Annotated in this window: 17 protein-coding genes; 10 read left to right on the top strand and 7 right to left on the bottom strand. The window is 48.7% G+C overall.

Features of this window, described 5'->3' with window-relative positions; genetic code table 11:
* Positions 1 to 5 precede the first annotated feature (5 nt).
* Entirely contained in the window at positions 6 to 1,754 is a 1,749-nt protein-coding gene (gene msbA / locus OEY64_01480) for a lipid A export permease/ATP-binding protein MsbA (GenBank protein ID MDH5541613.1), read from the top strand.
* 81 nt (positions 1,755 to 1,835) lie between these two features.
* Here the strand turns inward: msbA and OEY64_01475 are convergent, their stop codons facing one another.
* Positions 1,836 to 3,503: a hypothetical protein gene (locus OEY64_01475; GenBank protein ID MDH5541612.1), complete on the bottom strand. Its 1,668-nt coding sequence runs from the start codon at positions 3,501 to 3,503 to the stop codon at positions 1,836 to 1,838.
* A 51-nt stretch (positions 3,504 to 3,554) separates the two neighbouring features.
* Here OEY64_01475 and OEY64_01470 point away from each other — a divergent pair, with 51 nt between their 5' ends.
* A complete protein-coding gene (locus OEY64_01470; protein MDH5541611.1) occupies positions 3,555 to 3,761 on the top strand; it encodes a (2Fe-2S)-binding protein in 207 nt (68 codons plus the stop codon).
* A 5-nt stretch (positions 3,762 to 3,766) separates the two neighbouring features.
* Here OEY64_01470 and OEY64_01465 read toward each other — a convergent pair whose 3' ends face one another.
* Entirely contained in the window at positions 3,767 to 5,494 is a 1,728-nt protein-coding gene (locus OEY64_01465) for a M3 family oligoendopeptidase (GenBank protein ID MDH5541610.1), read from the bottom strand.
* A gap of 325 nt (positions 5,495 to 5,819) precedes the next feature.
* On the opposite strand from OEY64_01465, the gene OEY64_01460 reads away from it, so the two are divergent.
* The 8 genes from OEY64_01460 (at position 5,820) to OEY64_01425 (ending at position 13,185) form a co-directional block, all read left to right on the top strand.
* On the top strand, positions 5,820 to 6,491 hold the full coding sequence (locus tag OEY64_01460) for a PilZ domain-containing protein (protein MDH5541609.1): 672 nt from the start codon (positions 5,820 to 5,822) through the stop codon (positions 6,489 to 6,491).
* 222 nt (positions 6,492 to 6,713) lie between these two features.
* A complete protein-coding gene (locus tag OEY64_01455; GenBank protein ID MDH5541608.1) occupies positions 6,714 to 7,373 on the top strand; it encodes a PilZ domain-containing protein in 660 nt (219 codons plus the stop codon).
* Positions 7,370 to 8,131: a ComF family protein gene (locus OEY64_01450; GenBank protein ID MDH5541607.1), complete on the top strand. Its 762-nt coding sequence runs from the start codon at positions 7,370 to 7,372 to the stop codon at positions 8,129 to 8,131. Before OEY64_01455 ends, OEY64_01450 begins: the two co-directional genes overlap by 4 nt.
* Positions 8,132 to 8,139: 8 nt before the next feature.
* Positions 8,140 to 9,177: an ATP-dependent Clp protease ATP-binding subunit ClpX gene (gene clpX / locus OEY64_01445; protein MDH5541606.1), complete on the top strand. Its 1,038-nt coding sequence runs from the start codon at positions 8,140 to 8,142 to the stop codon at positions 9,175 to 9,177.
* Between the two features lie 97 nt (positions 9,178 to 9,274).
* Entirely contained in the window at positions 9,275 to 9,700 is a 426-nt protein-coding gene (locus OEY64_01440; protein ID MDH5541605.1) for a GNAT family N-acetyltransferase, read from the top strand.
* 194 nt (positions 9,701 to 9,894) lie between these two features.
* Complete coding sequence (locus tag OEY64_01435; GenBank protein ID MDH5541604.1) at positions 9,895 to 11,805, top strand: aconitate hydratase; 1,911 nt, start codon at positions 9,895 to 9,897, stop codon at positions 11,803 to 11,805.
* A gap of 124 nt (positions 11,806 to 11,929) precedes the next feature.
* Complete coding sequence (gene mdh, locus OEY64_01430) at positions 11,930 to 12,865, top strand: malate dehydrogenase (GenBank protein MDH5541603.1); 936 nt, start codon at positions 11,930 to 11,932, stop codon at positions 12,863 to 12,865.
* A 2-nt stretch (positions 12,866 to 12,867) separates the two neighbouring features.
* Positions 12,868 to 13,185, top strand: a complete 318-nt coding sequence (locus OEY64_01425; protein MDH5541602.1) for a hypothetical protein — start codon at positions 12,868 to 12,870, stop codon at positions 13,183 to 13,185.
* A 76-nt stretch (positions 13,186 to 13,261) separates the two neighbouring features.
* Here OEY64_01425 and dnaN read toward each other — a convergent pair whose 3' ends face one another.
* From dnaN to OEY64_01400, 5 genes are all read right to left on the bottom strand, one after another.
* Complete coding sequence (dnaN, locus tag OEY64_01420; GenBank protein ID MDH5541601.1) at positions 13,262 to 14,371, bottom strand: DNA polymerase III subunit beta; 1,110 nt, start codon at positions 14,369 to 14,371, stop codon at positions 13,262 to 13,264.
* Positions 14,372 to 14,513: 142 nt separating this feature from the next.
* On the bottom strand, positions 14,514 to 15,737 hold the full coding sequence (locus OEY64_01415; protein ID MDH5541600.1) for a hybrid sensor histidine kinase/response regulator: 1,224 nt from the start codon (positions 15,735 to 15,737) through the stop codon (positions 14,514 to 14,516).
* A gap of 15 nt (positions 15,738 to 15,752) precedes the next feature.
* A complete protein-coding gene (locus OEY64_01410; protein ID MDH5541599.1) occupies positions 15,753 to 16,484 on the bottom strand; it encodes an FprA family A-type flavoprotein in 732 nt (243 codons plus the stop codon).
* Positions 16,485 to 16,647: 163 nt separating this feature from the next.
* Positions 16,648 to 17,421, bottom strand: a complete 774-nt coding sequence (gene mazG / locus OEY64_01405; protein ID MDH5541598.1) for a nucleoside triphosphate pyrophosphohydrolase — start codon at positions 17,419 to 17,421, stop codon at positions 16,648 to 16,650.
* Between the two features lie 100 nt (positions 17,422 to 17,521).
* On the bottom strand, positions 17,522 to 18,577 hold the full coding sequence (locus tag OEY64_01400; GenBank protein ID MDH5541597.1) for a response regulator: 1,056 nt from the start codon (positions 18,575 to 18,577) through the stop codon (positions 17,522 to 17,524).
* Between the last annotated feature and the right edge of the window lie 17 nt (positions 18,578 to 18,594).

Genomic DNA, 18,594 nt, shown 5'->3' with positions numbered 1-18,594 from the left:
GCAATATGCAAAGCACATGGACGGAATATAAAAGGCTCCTGCGATATCTAAAGCCGTACATGGGAAGCTTTCTCTTCGCCGCTTTCTGCATGCTCGTTGTATCTTCGACATCAGGCGGAGCGGCGTTCATCATTCAGCCTCTCCTCGATGACATCTTTATAAAGAAGGACAGGGAAATGCTCGCCCTTATGCCGGCGGCAATAATCGCCATTTATATTGCGCGTGGCGTCGGAAGGTACATAGCCTCATCACTCATGCAGAAGATCGGGCAGATGACAGTAAGGGACATACGGAACAACCTGTATGAACATATCCAGACACTCTCCCTCTCATTTTATAAAAGGCACACAACGGGGAGACTGGTATCGAGAATAGTCAACGATATTCAGCTGATCCAGGATTCAATTTCGATAGTCGTTTACGATCTCTTCCGGGAATCATTCACCGTGATCGTTTTGATAGGGGTTCTCCTTTACAGGGACGCTGAGCTGACCTTGTTTGCAGTGATAACCCTCCCCTTCGCCGGCTCGCTGATAGCGAGGCTCGGCAAGAGGCTCCGCACCATCAGCAAAAGCTCCCAGGAACAGATGGCGAACCTTACCTCGCTTATGCAGGAATCTTTCTCGGGATACCGCGTCGTGCAGGCATTCGGGATGCAGAAATACGAGATAGCACGCTTTAAAAAGGAGAACGAGGGGTACTTCGCCCTGATGCTGAAAACCATCAGGATAAACGAGCTTGCTTCGCCCCTTCTTGAATGTATCGGGGCATTCGGTATCGCGGCGATCATCTGGTACGGCGGAATGCAGGTCATTGAAGGAAAATCGACCGTTGGGAGCTTCTTCTCTTTTCTCACCGCGCTCTTTATGATCTTCGCCCCGGTTTCGAAACTCAGCAGGGTCTATAACAAGATACAACAGGCTATGGCGGCGGCGGCCCGAGTATTCGAGATGCTTGATACCGTCCCTGAAATAGCTGACGCACCTGGCGCAAAACCGGTAGGGAGGATCCGCGAAGGGGTCGAGCTTAGAGGGGTATATTTCAAATACTCCGAGGAACCTGTATTGAAGAACATCAATCTCAATGTCAAAGCCGGGACGATCCTCGCCATGGTCGGGATGAGCGGAGCCGGGAAATCAACGCTTGTTGATCTTGTGTCGCGCTTCTACGATCCTACGGAAGGTGCCGTCCTCTTAGACGGCCATGACCTCAGGGATGTTACCCTTGAATCGGTCAGAAGCCAGCTTGGCATTGTTACCCAGGAGATATTCCTGTTTAACGATACCATAAGGAACAACATCGCCTATGGAAGGGACGAAACATTAATGGAAAAGGTTATTGAGGCGGCAAAGGCGGCCTACGCGCACGACTTCATAATGGAATTTCCCGACGGATACGACACGGTCATAGGGGAAAGAGGCTCACGGCTCAGCGGCGGTCAAAGGCAGAGGATATCTATTGCGAGAGCGCTCATGAAAGATCCAGCAATCCTTATCCTCGACGAGGCGACATCCGCGCTTGATACCGAATCCGAGATAGAAGTGCAAAAGGCGCTAAACAACCTGATAAAGAACAGAACTACTTTTGTGATAGCTCACCGGCTTTCAACAATTCTTCACGCCGACAGAATAATCGTTCTCGACAAGGGAGAGATCGTCCAGGAGGGCACACATGAATCGTTGATCAATGTAGACGGCCCGTACAAGAAAGTCTTTGAACTGCAGATATCTTCCCACACACCGGGAGATTCATAGGATAGTATCAACTCCCGGAATACATCCCTGCCCCGGTACGTTTTCCATACATGACAATAAAGACGGGCGAATTTGGCGTTCCTATTTCCCTTTCGCCATCTCCTGCTCCAGGATAGAGAGCTTTGTATTTACGCTCTTCTTGTTCGGGTCGAGCTTCCTTGCGTACTGCAGCACGTTATACGATTTTTCAAACTCCCCTTTGAGAAAGTAGCAGTCCCCCATTGTCTCGAACGGAAATTCATTTCCGAGCCTTTTCAAAACAATTTCCCCATCCTTTTCCCAACCCTTTTTATCCTCGAAACACTTGGCTACTATGTATTTCTTATTTACTTCTTTTTCGAAAGGGGCGATCCGCAAAAGGCCCGAGAGTCTTGTAACCGCCCCGCCAATATCGCCTTCCTCGAGCATGAATCCTGCCAGATGAGCCTGAGCCATGTAAAATCCCATTTCTGGGCTGGAGATCATCCTGAAATATTTCTTGGCATTTTCCTTGTCCCCCTGCTCGTAATAATGCGTCGCGACATTATAAAGAGCGAAATTCTCCTTTGGATTCACTTCCAGGGCGTTGCTCCACAAGACAAAGTTGTTCTTCCAGTTTGGCGTTTGTAGCAGTGAAAGCACAGCAAGAAATACGATAAAACCGGCGGCGACCATCTCCCTACCCCTTTTACCATCCTGGAGCAGTGCCGCGATCATTATGCAAAAACCCACTGATGGATTGTATAGATACCGCTCCGCTATCAGGGTCTGCGTAGGAATGATGTTCATATTCGGAAGAAGTACCACGAACGACCATAAAATGCCGAGAGAGATAAAAGGTTTTTCCTTCCTTACAAGCCACGCGAGAATTACCAGTGTTGCGATTATTAGCATGGAGATCAACGTCAGGCTGTTTACCGGATGTTCAAACTGCTCGATTGGCGGCCTGGCGGTAAGCTGATACGGAAAGAAAAGAAGGCCTATGTAATGCACCAGCACAACGAACATCGTCATGTAGAGCCTTGCGTAGTCCGGCGTCCAGTGAAGCCTCTGCACCTTGCCTACTACACCTGTTCTCACAGCCATGTATACCACTACTATCGACAGGAGAAGCACGGCGAAGGTTTTTATCTCTCTCCTCTCCTTCCATGGCGGGAGAGGGAGTACCAGTTCGATCAATACAACCAGAAACGGAAAGGTCATCGCCGTTTCGGAAAATAAAAGCCCCAGCGCAAACATGCCGAGGGATGCGTACATGCTCCTGCCGTTGATTCCATTTCTGTATTCAAGATAGAGAACCAGCGCGATCGTCAGGCATATGTCACCGGGGATATCAAAACCTGATGTTATAAAAATGAATTTTTCTATATGTACCGCGTGAAGCGCAAAAACGAGAGCGCCAAAGAACGCCCCCCTGCTCCCCAGGCCAAGGGTCTCCAGCAGACGAAGAACCGCGATTGACATGGCAATATGAAGGAGTATCGCAAATGCGTGGTACAGCATCGGGTTTAGTCCGAAGAGAGAATACGTCACCGCGTAAAGCGTTGTTCTCAGCGGACGATAGAGATCCACCATCGAACTTCCAAAAAACGACGGGATGTTCGAGAGGGACTTTATCTCTTTGTTATCGATGATGAAAAGTCTGTCGTCCCAGGCGAAATCAAACCAGAGCGCCTGCCCGTAAACCGCGAGGATCAGCGCCGCGATCGCGCCCCATTTCGCGAATCGGTTTTCGAAAAACCCCTCCCTTTCCACTTTCGAATTCAGCATTGCAACATTCTAACTCAACAATTTCCAGGTTGCCTGATATACTTTTACTGCATGGAAAGCAACGAAGATATTCTAGACGGACTAAAACCGATCTGCCTCTGCAAGGGGATAAGAAAAAAGGTCTTCAAGAAACATTTCACCGACGGCATCACAACGCTCGAAGGGCTTCGCAAGGCGACCGGCGCCGGGACAGGCTCCTGCGGAGGGAAGAGATGCACTCCGCGCATCCTGGCGTTCATTGAAGAACAGCGTAAATAGATCACCTATTTGGAAAGCTCGTCTATCTCGTCGGATACCATCTTCATCAGTGAGGAGAGATTCCCCGCGGAAAAATCGAACTTGATCCCTGCCGCATCAAAAAGTGCGCTCGGCCCGCTCTTTCCTCCAAGCGCGAGGGCGCCGAGATAACTGTCTACCGCCTTTGACGGCTCTTCCTTATACAGCCTGTAAAGCTGAAGCGCCCCCAGCTGGGCTATGGCGTACTCTATGTAATAAAAAGGAACCTCGAATATATGAAGCTGCCTGTGCCATGAGTACCGCTTGACGTCATGATTGAGTCCGTTCCAGTCAAGCTTTACTTCAAACCTTGCTGTTATCTCCAGCCATTTTTCCCCACGCTCCCTGGCGGAATGGCCAGGATTGGTATATATCCAGTGCTGGAACGCGTCTACCGTGGCAACCCACGGAAAGATATCCGCTACCCGTTCCAGCTGTTCCAGTCTTGCGCGATTGGCCTCCTCCGGATTTTTATAAAATATATCGAGGTAGCGGTTCCCGAAAAGTTCCTGCGTCATGCTGGCGACTTCTGAAAACTCCATCGAGGCATGACGATACCAGACAAGTGGATTGTTCCTGCATTGAAGGGTATGAAAGGCGTGCCCCCCTTCGTGCAGAAGCGTTGTAATATCCGCGTGAACCCCCGCAGCGTTGGTGAAGATAAACGGGGCCCTCTGCTCCTCATAAGTCGTTTGATACCCCCCCGGCGCTTTCCCTTCACGGCTATCAAGGTCCATGTATTTTCTGATCGAATTAAACCTCTCCCCAAGCCTTGGGTCTATCTCTTGGAAGATCGACTCAACTCCGTCCTGAAGCTCTTCCACCTTTTCAAAGGGGGAAAGGGGTGAACGGCCCAAAGGATCGACCGCCATATCCCATGGCCTTAGGTTCTCAAGTTTCATCTTCTCTTTTCTTCTTTCGGCAAGTTTCCTTACCAGCGGAACAGCCGTTTTTTCTATTGAGTCGTGAAATTTCAAGCAATCTTCTGGAGAGTAGTCTCGCAGTTTGCTCCTGAAGCTGTACTCCCTGAAATCCGCAAGACCGAGATTGGTGGCGTACTCCTGCCTCGCCTTCAGCATTTCATCGAAAAGCGTATCAAGCTTTTCCTTGTCTTCCAGTCTCTTCTCCGAAGTAGCCCTCCACGCCTTTTCCCTAATACTCCTGTCTGTTTTCAGCATATGCCGCGACATCTGAGGCATAGTCTGCTTTTTACCATCAAATTCGACCATCCACCCGCCGGTTATCGACTGGTACTGCTGGGACATTTCCGAAAGCTTTACTTCAATAGGGATATTCTTTTCGCTGAAAAGTTCTATATGCGTGGAAAAGATCATATCCAGCCGCTTGAATTCCTCTTTTGGAAGTTCGCTTCTGTGTGGACAATCATAATATTTTTTATCAAGCTGATATCCCCACTCGGTGAGTTTTGGCTGTATTTCACGAACAAAGAATAGATACGCCTCCTTTTTGCTTTCATCTTTTGTATCGCATGTCATCTCAACATACCGGCGGTTGGAATCTTCGCTTATTACGGCAAGGAGTTCGGAATAATCCTCCAGCCACCGTACAAGTTCGTCCGCCGAGTTCAGATCTCGCCCTGTCAACCTCTCTACCCAGGGTTTTATTGATCCTGCATCGCTTACCTTGAATCCGTTTTGAACAAATTTTCTGGGGAAAGGCTTAAGCCATTCTGCTGATTCAATTTTTTTATTCATATCCGGTCACACTCCACTTTCATATACTGGCATTTTGCAAAAATCAACATTCAAGACGCCGGATCTTTTCAAAACCTTCCCGCGCACCACCTAATCTTACAATTTTGCGGCGTAATTTAACAGCCTCCTTATCTAAGTTATCGCTAAATATTAGTAATGAAACATTCCATGCTTCTCAAGACTATACATACTATTTGTAAAGTGGCCTATAAAAAGGTAGTATTTAAATATTGGGATGATGTATACTTTTTCGGCTTTTTAACAAAGGCATAGCGCCACCGAAATTCTTTGGTGATGCATGGCTGCATTTTTATATTGGGGCAATATGACGGAATCAATTTCAGGCTTTACAAAAGTAGCTCAGTATTTCCAAAACGCCAGCTCTGTTGACATACAGGTGCTTGGAAAGTTCTACCAGGGGAGCGTCGAGAAACTTGTAGAAAGAAAAGCCATCCTCTACAAGGTGAAGAATGTGGATCAGTCCCTGATCCAGTTCCCTGAAGCGCTGGCGTCAGTCATATTAAAAGTGAAGGGGAAGGATGATTCCGTAAGGAGCTTTGAAACAAAAGTAGTAAAAAAGAAGCTCCCCCATCTAGTGCTTCTTCTCCCCGAAGCGGAGGTCGCCCGCATCGAGCGCGAACATGAGCGCGTTATGGTGGAAATCCCGACTACCATTACACTCCTAAAGAGAGTTGGCGATTATCTCCCGAAAATGAACTCTGCAGAGGGCAAAATCGTAAACCTCAGTGAAGGGGGTTGCGCCATTGTATCCCCGCTCGACCTCGCCATTGGCGACAAGATCAACTACACACTTGAAGTGATAATACACTCCGGCGATAAAAAATTGCTGGAGCCGACAGGGATGGTTAAAAGCATGTTCAAAGTCGGCGAAATAAACAAAAAGGCGTGTATACAGCATATCAAGCTGGGTGCGATACTCGAGAGGGAGCTTAAGGGACACCTGGCAATTAGAAGACAGGTCATGTCGGATTTCTAGCCACCAGCATCGCCTCCGCCCCTTTAAGCCTGTTTAATTCTTCTGGATTCAGTTCCGCAAGGGGATACTGCTCCGTAAAAATTCGCCAACCGGTCGGCTTTTATATTATATAATTCCACACAGGGGTTTCAGGCTGGAATTCTGATGCTTGCCAACTGGCGCAGGAGGCCGTACCCCTCAAAGCCTCTTTGCCTGAAACAATATTTGCAGGATTGGATATCAATGATTTTACAGGGATACGACAAGGTTGCCGAATGCCTGAATCTAGCAACACGCGTTGACCTCCTTATCTGGGAAAACACCTATATCGGTGAAATTGAAAACCTGAGGCAGGGCGAAGGGATAGTTTTCAAGATAAAGAATGTAGATCAGCATCTCCTTGAAATCCCCGAGGGATCAAAGGGCCCTAAAATAAGGGCTACCCTTAGAAACGGCGATATAAGGAACTTTGAAACAAGGATACTGGTGAAAAAGTTTCCTCTCGTGATCCTCGCCTTTCCGAAGGAGGAGATCGCGAAGGTAGAACGGAAATACACCCGGGTTCATACAAACCTCAGCACCCCGATCATCCTGGTAAAAAGGGAGTTCGACCTCCTGCCGGACGAGACCACAGGGATGGGGACCATCAGCAACGTAAGCCAAGGGGGCTGTTCCATCGTTACATACATGAAACTTCAACAGGGCGACATAATTAACTTCTTCATGGAAGTGAATCCCAAAGGGGATAAAAAGACGCTCGATCTTCACGGCGCCGTAAAGAGCGTGACAAAACTCGATACGGGAAACAATCTTCTCGGCGTGCAGTACCAGAGAATGCCGAAGGATCTGCAAAAGGAGATCACTGAATACATGATCCGCAGAGGCGCCACGCCGGTTGATTGAAAGATAAGGTGAAAAATATCGCCATAGACAGAACCGTCTCTTTTTCCCATACACTCCTTTCACTTGTTTTTCCTCTGCGGTGCGTCATCTGCATGGATACCGTCCCTTCGCTCGCCACGGATCCCGTCTGTGGCGAATGCAAAAAAGGGCTCCCCCTCAATTTCGGGGAGAACTGCCGTTCATGCGGCAGACCGATTGCGGGGGATACATCCGACGGCATTGAGATGCTTTGCGGCGATTGCAGGGCAGATCCGCCACCTTTTGAAAGGACGGTTTATCCGCTCCATTACGAGGAGAAAACGAAAGACCTTGTCTACCATTTCAAATTTCTGGGCAAACAGGGGCTAGCCTCTACACTCGCGAACATCATGTCGGCAAAGCTCCACAGGGAGTTGGAGATGAACCGGTTCGACATGATCGTTCCGGTGCCTCTGCACCCTGCCCGGCTTTATACCCGTGGCTACAACCAGTCATACCTTCTGGCTCGCGACATAGGAAACACGTTCAGCATTCCGGTGGAGCACGATATCGTTATCAGGATCAAAGATACGCCGCCACAGTCTAGTCTCACGAGAAAGGAGAGGATCAAGAACCTGAAGAAAGCCTTTATCGTAGAAGACGTCGCGCGCATCCAGGGCAAAGAGGCGCTCCTTGTAGACGACGTAATGACCACCGGTTCCACCTTGCGCGAAGTTTCTAAAACATTGAAGAATGCCGGAGCAAAATCGGTTGCGTGCGCCGTGGCCGCCCGTGCATAATGGCAAAGATGAAGCGTGAACTGCCGTCACCTCTCGATTACACACCGGAAGATATCTATAACAGGCTCAACCGGTATGTCATCGGACAGGAGAGGGCCAAGCGAACCCTCTCCATCGCCGCGTACAGCCATATAAAGAGGATATTGAGTCCCCAACTGCGTGAGAGCGGAATAGTAAAAAAATCGAACGTCCTCCTTATCGGCCCTACCGGATGCGGAAAGACACATCTCGCCAGGAACCTGGCCGATATCCTCGAACTCCCTTTCACCATCGTCGACGCTACCGAATACACCGAAGCCGGCTACTACGGGAAAGACGTCGAAGTCATGGTAGGTCAGCTCCTCCACAAGGTCGGAGGGAACGTAAAGCTTGCGGAGATGGGGATAATCTTCATCGATGAGGTAGATAAGGTCGCCCGGAAAAACGACCCTGCCCGAACAGGAGCCAACGGGCGCGATATAGGAGGGGAAGGCGTACAGCAGGGGCTACTGAAAATGCTTGAAGGGCAGAAGATGTTCGTTCCGCTGAACATCACGCAACACTGGAACAAGCATGATTTCGAGGAGGTCGATACCACAAACATCCTCTTCATCTGCGCCGGAACGTTCAGCGATCTTAGAAGCGAAAAGATCCCCCGGAAATCCGGTTTTAATCAAAAAATCGCGCCGGGAAAGAGCAAAAAGATCACCAATGAAGACCTGAAAAGGCACGGCATGATACCGGAACTCCTGGGAAGGATACCTGTGCTGGTACAGATGGACGAGCTTACCGAGGAGGAGCTTTTGCAGATAATCAAGGGGCCACCCGACTCCATAGTAAATCAATACACCGAACTCCTCTCAGCGGACAATATCAAGCTGAAGTTCGAGGATGACGCGTTGCGTGAAATAATAAAACTCGCAATGGAACGGAAGGTCGGCGCGCGCGGTCTGCGGGGGATAATGGAGGATGTGATGCACGACTACCTTTTCCATTCGCCCATGCACCGCGGCAAAACCTTGCTCATCACAGCCACGGACGTGAAGAAGAGCATCGCGGAAGAGTAGGTACTTTGGATACCGTCATTGGCGATCCCTGCTAGCAAGGAGAGAGCCTATCCCCCCGATTGAATTCCGAAAAGCCGAGGCCGACGACATCGAAACGTTGTGGCGCATCGACCAGGTCTGTTTCGATGAAGGGATCGCCTTCTCACCCGATATCTTTTTCTACCACCTCCTAATCAAAACGGATCCCGCTTTCGTCGCCGTTGAAGGGAGGAAGATAGTAGCCTTCATCCTGACTGCCAGGGAGAGAAACAACAGCGGACAGATAGTTACGATAGACGTTCTTCCCGCTCACCGGAAAAGAGGAATAGGCAGAAAACTGATGGAACTGGCTGAAAACTCCCTCTCGGAGGCCGGAGTGAAAACCATAAAACTCCAATCTGCTGTAGACAACTCCGTGGCGATATCCTTCTATAAAAAGCTCGACTACACGCAAAAAGGCCTTCTTAAAAATTACTACGGCAACAGCGGCGACGCCTTCCTTTTCACAAAGGAATTGTCCGGTGGTCTTTATGATGAAGGATAATCAAAAAGCGGCAAAAAAGGCAAATGTAACCCTGTAATTTCCCAACGACTTTTATCATTACTTATTCATCCAGTTAAATTTCCCTTTTTTGGCGAAATTGTCACAATTTTATGGTAGCTTAATACCTGCTTAAGGACGGGATTAGGTTTTCTCAAAACACGTTAAATTTAGAAAATTTTGGAGGAGTTTTTCATATGGGGATGAATGTAACCCAAAAAATCATTAAGAATCATCTTGTTGAAGGCGAGATGGTCGCGGGCAAGGAAATTGCCATAAAGATCGACCAGACATTGACACAGGACGCAACCGGCACCATGGCATACCTTCAATTTGAAGCTATGAACGTGCCTAAGGTAAAGACTAAACTTTCAGTAAGTTACGTAGATCACAACACGCTTCAGACCGATTTCAGGAACGCGGACGACCATGTCTACCTTCAGACAGTTGCCGCGAAACATGGCATCTACTTTTCACGCCCTGGAAACGGGATATGCCACCAGGTACATCTTGAGCGCTTCGGCGTTCCCGGCGATACGCTTCTCGGCTCGGACAGCCACACCCCTACTCAAGGTGGGCTTGGAATGATCTCAATAGGCGCTGGCGGACTCGATGTCGCCCTTGCTATGGCAGGAAAACCTTTTTACCTCAACATGCCGTATACGGTCGGGGTTAACCTCACCGGGAAATTGAAGCCTTGGGTCTCTGCCAAGGATATTATTCTTGAGGTTCTCCGCATCCTTACCGTAAAGGGTGGCGTAGGGAAAGTTATCGAATACACCGGCCCCGGCGTGAAATCGCTCTCCGTTCCGGAAAGGGCGACAATTACAAACATGGGGGCCGAGCTCGGCGCTACGACATCGGTTTTCCCTTCGGACGACGAGACAAAGAAATTCCTCACCGCCCAGAAGAGGGGTAAGGATTTCAAAAAGCTGGTGGCTGATGCCGACGCAAAATATGATGAAGTCATAAACATCGACCTTAACAAACTGGAGCCGCTCATCGCGCAGCCTTCAATGCCGGACAAGGTCGTGAAGGTAAAGGACCTTAAAGGAATAAAGGTAAATCAGGTAGCTGTCGGCTCCTGTACCAACTCTTCGTTCCGCGACCTGATGACCGTTTCAAAGGCGCTGAAGAACAAAACAATTCATCCGGGCCTCTCAATGGGGGTATCTCCCGGTTCGAAGCAGGTTTTCGACATGATCTCGAAGAATGGCGGACTTGCCGACATCGTCGCGTCTGGCGCCAGGATACTTGAATCAGCTTGCGGTCCATGTATCGGAATGGGATTTGCTCCCAGCTCCGGAGGTGTTTCCGTAAGAACGTTCAACAGGAACTTTGCCGGTCGCTCCGGCACCAAGGATGCGGAGGTCTACCTGGCCTCACCTGAGACTGCGGCCGCATGCGCCATCAAGGGTGAGATTACCGACCCCAGAAAACTTGGCAAAACCGCTCCGAAGATCTCGTGGCCCAAAGCGTTCAGCATCAACGACAACATGGTTATCAAACCATCGTCCAAGGCTGTTGAGGTAATCCGTGGCCCGAATATCAAGCCAATTCCATCTGCACAGCCGCTCCCAGAGAGCATCACCGCCTCGGTACTGCTCAAAACGGAAGATAACATCACTACCGACCACATCATGCCGGCAGGCGCTAAGATACTTCCGCTTCGCTCAAACATCCCCGCGATCTCGGAGTATGTATTCGAGCAGGTTGATCCGACCTTCCCCGCACGGGCAAAGCAGGCCGGAAAAGGTTTCGTTGTTGGCGGCCAAAACTACGGGCAGGGTTCGTCCCGCGAGCACGCGGCGCTTGCTCCCATGTACCTTGGCGTCAAGGCCGTTATCGTAAAATCGTTCGCGAGGATCCACAGGGCAAACCTTGTTAACTTCGGCATACTCCCGCTGACATTCAAGAACGAAGCGGATTACGACAAGATATCCCAGGGTGACTCCCTGACCCTCAAGATCGAAGGGCTTACGAACGATAGTCTCGTTTTGCGCAACGACACCAAAGGGGTGGAGATGCAGGTAATCCATGGGCTTTCCGGCAGGGATAAGGAGATCGTAAAAGCTGGCGGCGCACTCGGCTACGCGAGCAGGGGATAATTTAGAACTATTTTTCGGAAATTAAGATTTTGCGGCAAACCGATGACAGGAGATATTCTCCGGGGCGAAAGCTCCCGGTTTGCCGGCAATTAGCTAAAAACATGTTATTAGCGGGGTAGTAAAAATGGAAGTCACTAGAAAAAAAATAACGATAGTTGGCGCCGGTCATGTTGGGGCTACGACCGCCCAGCTCTGCGCCTATAAGAAGCTGGGCAACGTTGTAATGTACGATATCGTTGAGGGCATCCCGCAGGGCAAGGCTCTTGATCTTATGGAATCGGCTCCGCTTGAACATTTCGACATGAAGGTTACCGGCACGAACGATTACAAGGATACCGCTAATTCCGATGTCGTGGTCATAACTGCCGGGATACCGAGAAAACCCGGCATGACCCGCGAAGACCTGAGGGATACAAACGCGAATATCGTAAAGGACGTCGCCGAAAACATCATTAAACACTCTCCGAACTGCATCATGATAGTGGTTTCAAACCCTGTCGATACGATGACATATGTCGCTAAAAAATATTCCGGTCTTCCAAAGAACAGGATCCTCGGCATGGCCGGCGTTCTGGATGCTGCCCGTTTTCGCCATTTCATTTCGCTTGAGCTCGGCGTAAGCAACGAGGACATACACGCGATGGTGCTTGGCCTTCACGGTACAGACATGGTACCGCTACCAAGCCACACGTCCGTAGCAGGCATCCCCATAACCGAGCTTATCCCGAAAGATCGGATTGAAGACTTGGTACAGCGAACGCGCGACGGCGGAGCCGAGATTGTTAAATACCTCAAAACCGGAAGCGCGTACTATGCTCCCGGCGCTTCAATCGCCCAGGGCATCGAATCGATAATAAGGGATAAAAAGAGGGTTCACCCATGCCCTGTTTTCCTCGAGGGGGAATACGGCATCAACGGCATTTTCATGGGCGTTCCGTGCATCATCGGCGCCAATGGAGTCGAGAAGATAATAGAAATGCATCTTAATGAGGAAGAGATGGCTCTCCTTCATAAATCCGCAGACGGCGTTAAAAAATCCATTTCCCAGTTGAAGGTCTGAAAGTGAAGAAAAAACAAGATTTCAGACCGCTTCGGATGTTGGAAGTGGTCATATACGAACTAAAAGACGAAAACATGACTACCGAAGAATTCGAGGATGCGCTTGACCACAAGATGGCAGAAGATACTTTCACTCATGTCGTGTTCCGTGAAAACAAATTCTTCCTGGACGACAATACTTTGATTGCGATAGTGACGCCGAACCAGGGGGAGATAGCAATCCCCACTTCGCTGTTCAGGGATGAAGAGAATGAAGCTATCATCAACACGATCAAAACATTCGCAGATCCAACAGAAAGGGTATTGAAAATCCCCTTTTAACTGTAAATCCGTTTGGGGGGCTTCCCCCCATCAGGGCTATCTTTTCCGCTCTATTCCAGGCGAATTGAAACGGAGATCAGATACGCATAGGCATGATTATGGAAACATAATCATCGTCGTCTGTCGGCTTTATTAGGGCGGCATCCTCGGAGCCTTCAAGCTTCAACTCCGCGCTTTCGCTTGTAATATGGCTCAAAGTTTCGAGAATATACTGTGAGTTCAGCCCAAGCTTTAATGGTTCGGCGGAAAACTCGACATCGACTTCCTCGTGCGCCTCGCCGACTTCCGATACTTCGGATGATATCTCCAGCTTCCCTTTTTTGAAGTGGAAATGTATGAGGTATGACTTGTCAGCCGAAACGGTTGATACGCGCTTTATCGACTTTTTTACATTCTCCACATTGATAGTGGCCTTCTTCGTGTTCTTTTGCGGAATGACCTGCTCGTAGTTTGGATATGTCCCTTCCACCTCTCTGGTAAAGAACTCCAGCTTGTCGATCTTGAAGAATATCCTGTTATCGACCCGCGCGATGGTGAGCGAAGCTTCATCTTCCATTTCATCAAAAAGCTTTTTCAGCTCAACCACCCCTTTTCTGGGGAGTATCATGGATATCTTTTCCTTGATGCCCAGGCTTACCGCCCGGGTGACGAACGAAAGGCGATGCCCGTCGGTCGCTACCACCTTGATGGAACTAGGGAAGAGCTGGCAATAGATGCCGTTCAATGCCATTCTGGATTCGTTCTGACTGGCGGCATACAGTGTCTTGTCCATCATATCCTTCAGCATCTGAAGGTCGACCTTGACTGTCTGTTCTTTCGGGAAGGTCGGTTCCTCGGGAAATTCGGAGACATCGGTAGTTACCAGCTTGAAGTTGGACTTGCCGCACTCCACTTCACAGCGTCCGGTGCCGGAAAAACGGAATATGACCTCTTCATTCGGCAGTTGGCGGACAATTTCAAATAGGCGCTTGGCGTGAAGGGTAACCTCCCCTTCCTTAACCACTGTTGCCTCGTAGGTCCCGCTGAGGCCAATGTCGTAATCAGTCGCGAACGCCTTGATACCGCTCTTTCCCTTAGTGGATATCTTTACGTTACTTAATACAGGATTTGCCCCTTTTAGATTTACGAATCCCTGAACCCTCTGTAGACAACGCTCTATCTCACTCTGGTTTATCTTGAATTCCATTTTCCCCTGTCCGTCGTTATTTTTATCCCTTTAATTACAGACACTTAACTTTTCCAAAAAGACTGATATATTTAAGTTGGCATAGATTAATGGAAATAACTTTTATAGTCAATATCAAAGATAATTCTGCAAGGAGGCCATATTACGGGATTGTGCCCTGTATTCTTTTCAATAGTTCTTCTACGCTTACCGGCTTTTCCAAAAATGTCCTCACTCCGCAATCTCTTGCCTTCTCCTTCGCTTCGCCATTTTTTTCGGTTGCAACTACAATAATCGGATTATTGCCGAACTTTTGGGCTGTTTTCAGCTTTCTTATGAAATCAAAACCATTTTCGGTATCTGCATCGACTACAGCGATGTGATAATTCTCCTCGATACTGTACTTTTCTGCATCCACGACGGTCATTCCGTGAGCGGTCATCGCATCTTTATACGCTTCATATGTATCACCTCTTACTGCCAGGAGAACGGCCTGCGGCAATACATCGGGAAGCTCAATGTGGAAAATTGAGCCGGCCCCTTCCACCGATTCCACCTTGATGTTTCCGTCATGCGCCTTGATGATATCGAGGCAGAAAGATAAGCCAAGACCAGTTCCGCTTTCACCTGCGGTGCCTTTTGAAGACATCCTGATTTCCGGATTGAAAATTTTGCTAATCTGGTCCGGGGGTATTCCTATTCCCGTATCTGAAACGATAATCTCCGTTTTTTCTTCATTGCCGGAAAATATCCGGATAACACACCCTTCGTTCGAAAATTTTATCGCGTTGTTTACCAGGTTTGAGAGCACCTCTTCAAAGAGGACAGGATCCACGTAAATCCTTTTATTTTGTGGCAAATCGTTGAAAAGAGTGATCCCTTTCCGTTCCGCCGTTTCGAGATGTTTCCTGATGACACTCTCGGCAAGATGGCGGACTATTGAAAAAACTCTCTGAGGTTCGATCTCTCCTGTTTTCAGTTTTGATACGTCCAGTATATTTTCGATTATTTTTATGAGATTCTCTCCGTTCTCCAGGACTCTCATAATCTTTTCCCTCTGTTTTTCAGTAACCGGATCATCGGCATCCTTTAGAACCATTTTTAAAATTCCAAGTATGCTTGTAAAAGGGGAGCGAAGATCGTGAGCAACGAGGGAAACGAATTTGTCTTTCAGCAGAGTTGCCGCTTCCGCCCTGTTTTTTTCGATGATCAGCTCTTCCCTGGCAACTTTATGCGCCTCAACCTCTCTCTTTATTTCTGCCTGCACCTTGTTTATGCTCTGTATCGTTTCGCGAAGAAGCGAGGCTTTTACTTCAGAGAAGTAATTCGAGGCGACCAGGCGGAATTCTGTTTCTGCCGTTATCCTGTCGTTTTTATCTAGTGGCATGCAGATCTTCCTTCCCTAGTCCAGGTCAATACCGCACTTCAGCTCCATCAGGAGGTCGAAAGCCTTTGCTATATTTTCCCCCTCAAGAATGCATCCGTGCTGAGGGAGTATCCTGTTTATGTCAAGCTTGCGCAGGTTTTCAAGGCACGATTTCAATATACTGTTGCTCGGCATGTATGTCCGGTGCCACACGGCCATGCCGTCCCACAACCCTTCCGACGGAAATATCGACCAGTTCTCAAAAACTGCTCCAAACAGATCCGACGTAAAGAGGGTACCGGTCTTCGGATCATAAGTAGCGATGGCTCCCGGCGAATGCAGAAATCTCGTAAAGATGAATTCCAGCTTTCTTCCGCTCTTCATGACATAGCTGTATCCGTTCTTTTCAACTGGGTAGTAGCTCGACTTGAACCCGTAATGTTCCAACAGCCTTATCGTATTGGTGTGTGCGATTATCTTCAGGTCGTCCCTGTTTATTACCTCCTCGACTACCGCCAGACTTCCGCATACATCGGGATCCTGATGGTGCACTACCAGAGCCGATATTATGCCGGGGTCTATTATCTCCATGACCTTGCGCATTACAACCGGAAAGTGGCGAATTGATCCGGGATCAAATAATATCGCCTCATCTTCGGAGACAAGAAGATAGGGGTTGCAGTGAAGTACCGATCTATTTTCCGAAACGCCAACCCAGTATATGTTTTTTACGACTTCTATCGGATTCGTTAAATCTTTTGTATCCATCTCTCTTCCTGTTTTTTAAATTCCTAGTGAATTGTACATTTACGTTTGGTGCATTTTTTTTAGAATCGCCAGGCTACCACTTTAAAGAGCGAATGGTACCATACAGACAACAATACCTGCATGTAAAACCTCCACTTCAGATAAAGAGATGCAGAATATTTTGCTAACTCTTCTCTTTCTCCCGTTCGCGAACCCATATCTCTTCCATTTCATCGAGTGATGCCTTATGGATGTCTATTTTTTTCTCCTTGAATTCGCGCTCAATTGCCGTGAAGCGGCGGATGAATTTCTCATTCGCCTTTCCCAGCGCTGTATCGCCATCAATATCCAGAAACCGGCCGAGGTTGACCAATGCGATCATCAAATCGCCCATCTCCTCTTCAATGTTCTCCTTGTCGTTGGACGCCCTTGCTTCCTGCAGTTCTCTCCACTCCTCCTCGACCTTTTCCCATACCTTTTCAGCATTTGGCCAATCGAATCCCACCCTGGCGGCGCGCTCTTGAAGTCTTTTTGCCCTTATCAGGGATGGCAGGGACCTTGGAATGCCTTCAAGCATCGACTCCCTGTTCTTTTCCTTCCCCTTGATGTCCTCCCACCTGTTGAGCACTTCGCCGGAGTTGTCCGCTTTCTCATCGCCGAAAACATGCGGGTGCCTTCGGATCATCTTTTCACTTACATTCTCAATAACGTCTTCCAGCGAAAACCGACCACCCTCGTTTGCTATTTGCGAATGGAAAACAACCTGAAACAGGAGGTCGCCCAGCTCTTCCTTCAGCGCGTGATCCTCTCCCGACTCGATGGCCTCCAGGACTTCATACGCCTCCTCGATAAGATATGACTTCAAGGAGTCGTGGGTCTGCTCCCTGTCCCATGGACAGCCGTTCTCCTCCCGCAGGCGTCGCATTATTCCCGATAGTTCGCTCAACTTCTTGTTCATACGCTACATGTTATCAGGGTTGAAACCAAAAACCGCCGAAATTTGAAACAGCAAACCGCTATGCCTGCCGGTGCGATTGTGATAGCGAAAGTGGTCGGCCTTACTTGTGCTTTTCCTTTATCTCGGCAAACTCGGGAATTATTTTGTTGAAAACTTCTATAAGCGCGGGGTCGAAGTGCTTTCCGCTTTTGCTGTTGATCTCCTTAACGGCGTCCTCAATACTCCAGGGTTCCTTGTAAGGACGCTGGGATGTAAGGGCGTCGAAAACATCAGCTATCGCCGCTATCCTCCCTTCGATAGGTATCGCGTCCCCCTTTAATCCCTTGGGATAGCCTGTCCCGTCCCACTTCTCATGATGCGAAATGGCGATGATTCTTGCAGTTGTGAGAAGCGATGATGTATCTCCGCTTAGTATCTGCTCCCCAATTTCGGTATGTTTTTTCATCACAACCCACTCTTCATCGTTGAGCGCACCCGGCTTCAACAGTATGGAATCGGGTATCCCTATCTTCCCGATATCGTGCATGGGGCTTCCGTTCAACATCAGGTCTGCCCTCTCTTTCCCTAAACCAATCCCAAGCGCCAGCTTCTCGCACATTTTGCTCATCCGAAGAATGTGATCACCGGTTTCGTTATCCCTGAATTCAGCCGCGATACCGAGGCGATAAATGACTTCCCGACGTGTATGCGCAAGCTCCCTGGTGCGCTCCTTTACCTTATCTTCCAGAATTACATTCTGGTTTTTTATCTGATTGTGCAGAAGCCGCACTTCAAGCTGATTCCTGATCCTTGTCTCGACCTCAACTTCGTCAAACGGCTTTACTACGAAATCCCTCGCGCCAGCTTCCAGCGCCTTTATTCTCGTCTCCCGCTCCGACCTGGCCGTGAGAACGATGACTGGTATGTAAGAGTCGTGTTCGACCTCCTTTAGCATTCTCATAACTTCAAATCCGGTAAAGTACGGCATTTCCAGATCGAGCAAAACAAGATCCGGCTGGTATTCAGCATATATCGAAATAACTTTGCGCGAATCTGTCGTGCTTTTAAAGGATCTATATCCCGCTTCCTGGAGGATACCTTCGAGGATATAGATGTTATCCTCCATGTCATCCACTATCAGAATTTTTGAATCTTCCTTGATATTGTTCAGCAACATGTTCCCACTTAATCCTT

This window comes from Nitrospinota bacterium (genome assembly GCA_029881495.1).
GTDB lineage: Bacteria > Nitrospinota_A > UBA7883 > JACRGQ01 > JACRGQ01 > JAOUMJ01.
This window is presented reverse-complemented; position numbering and strand designations above follow the sequence as displayed.

Bases quoted from the DNA above. Each gene is read 5' to 3' on its own strand.
- msbA (MDH5541613.1), top strand. From the start codon at position 6: ATGCAAAGCACATGGACGGAATATAAAAGGCTCCTGCGATATCTAAAG.
- OEY64_01460 (MDH5541609.1), top strand. From the start codon at position 5,820: ATGACGGAATCAATTTCAGGCTTTACAAAAGTAGCTCAGTATTTCCAA.
- mazG (MDH5541598.1), bottom strand. From the start codon at position 17,421: ATGAACAAGAAGTTGAGCGAACTATCGGGAATAATGCGACGCCTGCGG.
- mdh (MDH5541603.1), top strand. From the start codon at position 11,930: ATGGAAGTCACTAGAAAAAAAATAACGATAGTTGGCGCCGGTCATGTT.
- OEY64_01400 (MDH5541597.1), bottom strand. From the start codon at position 18,577: ATGTTGCTGAACAATATCAAGGAAGATTCAAAAATTCTGATAGTGGAT.
- OEY64_01470 (MDH5541611.1), top strand. From the start codon at position 3,555: ATGGAAAGCAACGAAGATATTCTAGACGGACTAAAACCGATCTGCCTC.
- OEY64_01475 (MDH5541612.1), bottom strand. From the start codon at position 3,503: ATGCTGAATTCGAAAGTGGAAAGGGAGGGGTTTTTCGAAAACCGATTC.
- clpX (MDH5541606.1), top strand. From the start codon at position 8,140: ATGAAGCGTGAACTGCCGTCACCTCTCGATTACACACCGGAAGATATC.
- dnaN (MDH5541601.1), bottom strand. From the start codon at position 14,371: ATGGAATTCAAGATAAACCAGAGTGAGATAGAGCGTTGTCTACAGAGG.
- OEY64_01435 (MDH5541604.1), top strand. From the start codon at position 9,895: ATGGGGATGAATGTAACCCAAAAAATCATTAAGAATCATCTTGTTGAA.
- OEY64_01410 (MDH5541599.1), bottom strand. From the start codon at position 16,484: ATGGATACAAAAGATTTAACGAATCCGATAGAAGTCGTAAAAAACATA.
- OEY64_01465 (MDH5541610.1), bottom strand. From the start codon at position 5,494: ATGAATAAAAAAATTGAATCAGCAGAATGGCTTAAGCCTTTCCCCAGA.
- OEY64_01455 (MDH5541608.1), top strand. From the start codon at position 6,714: ATGATTTTACAGGGATACGACAAGGTTGCCGAATGCCTGAATCTAGCA.
- OEY64_01415 (MDH5541600.1), bottom strand. From the start codon at position 15,737: ATGCCACTAGATAAAAACGACAGGATAACGGCAGAAACAGAATTCCGC.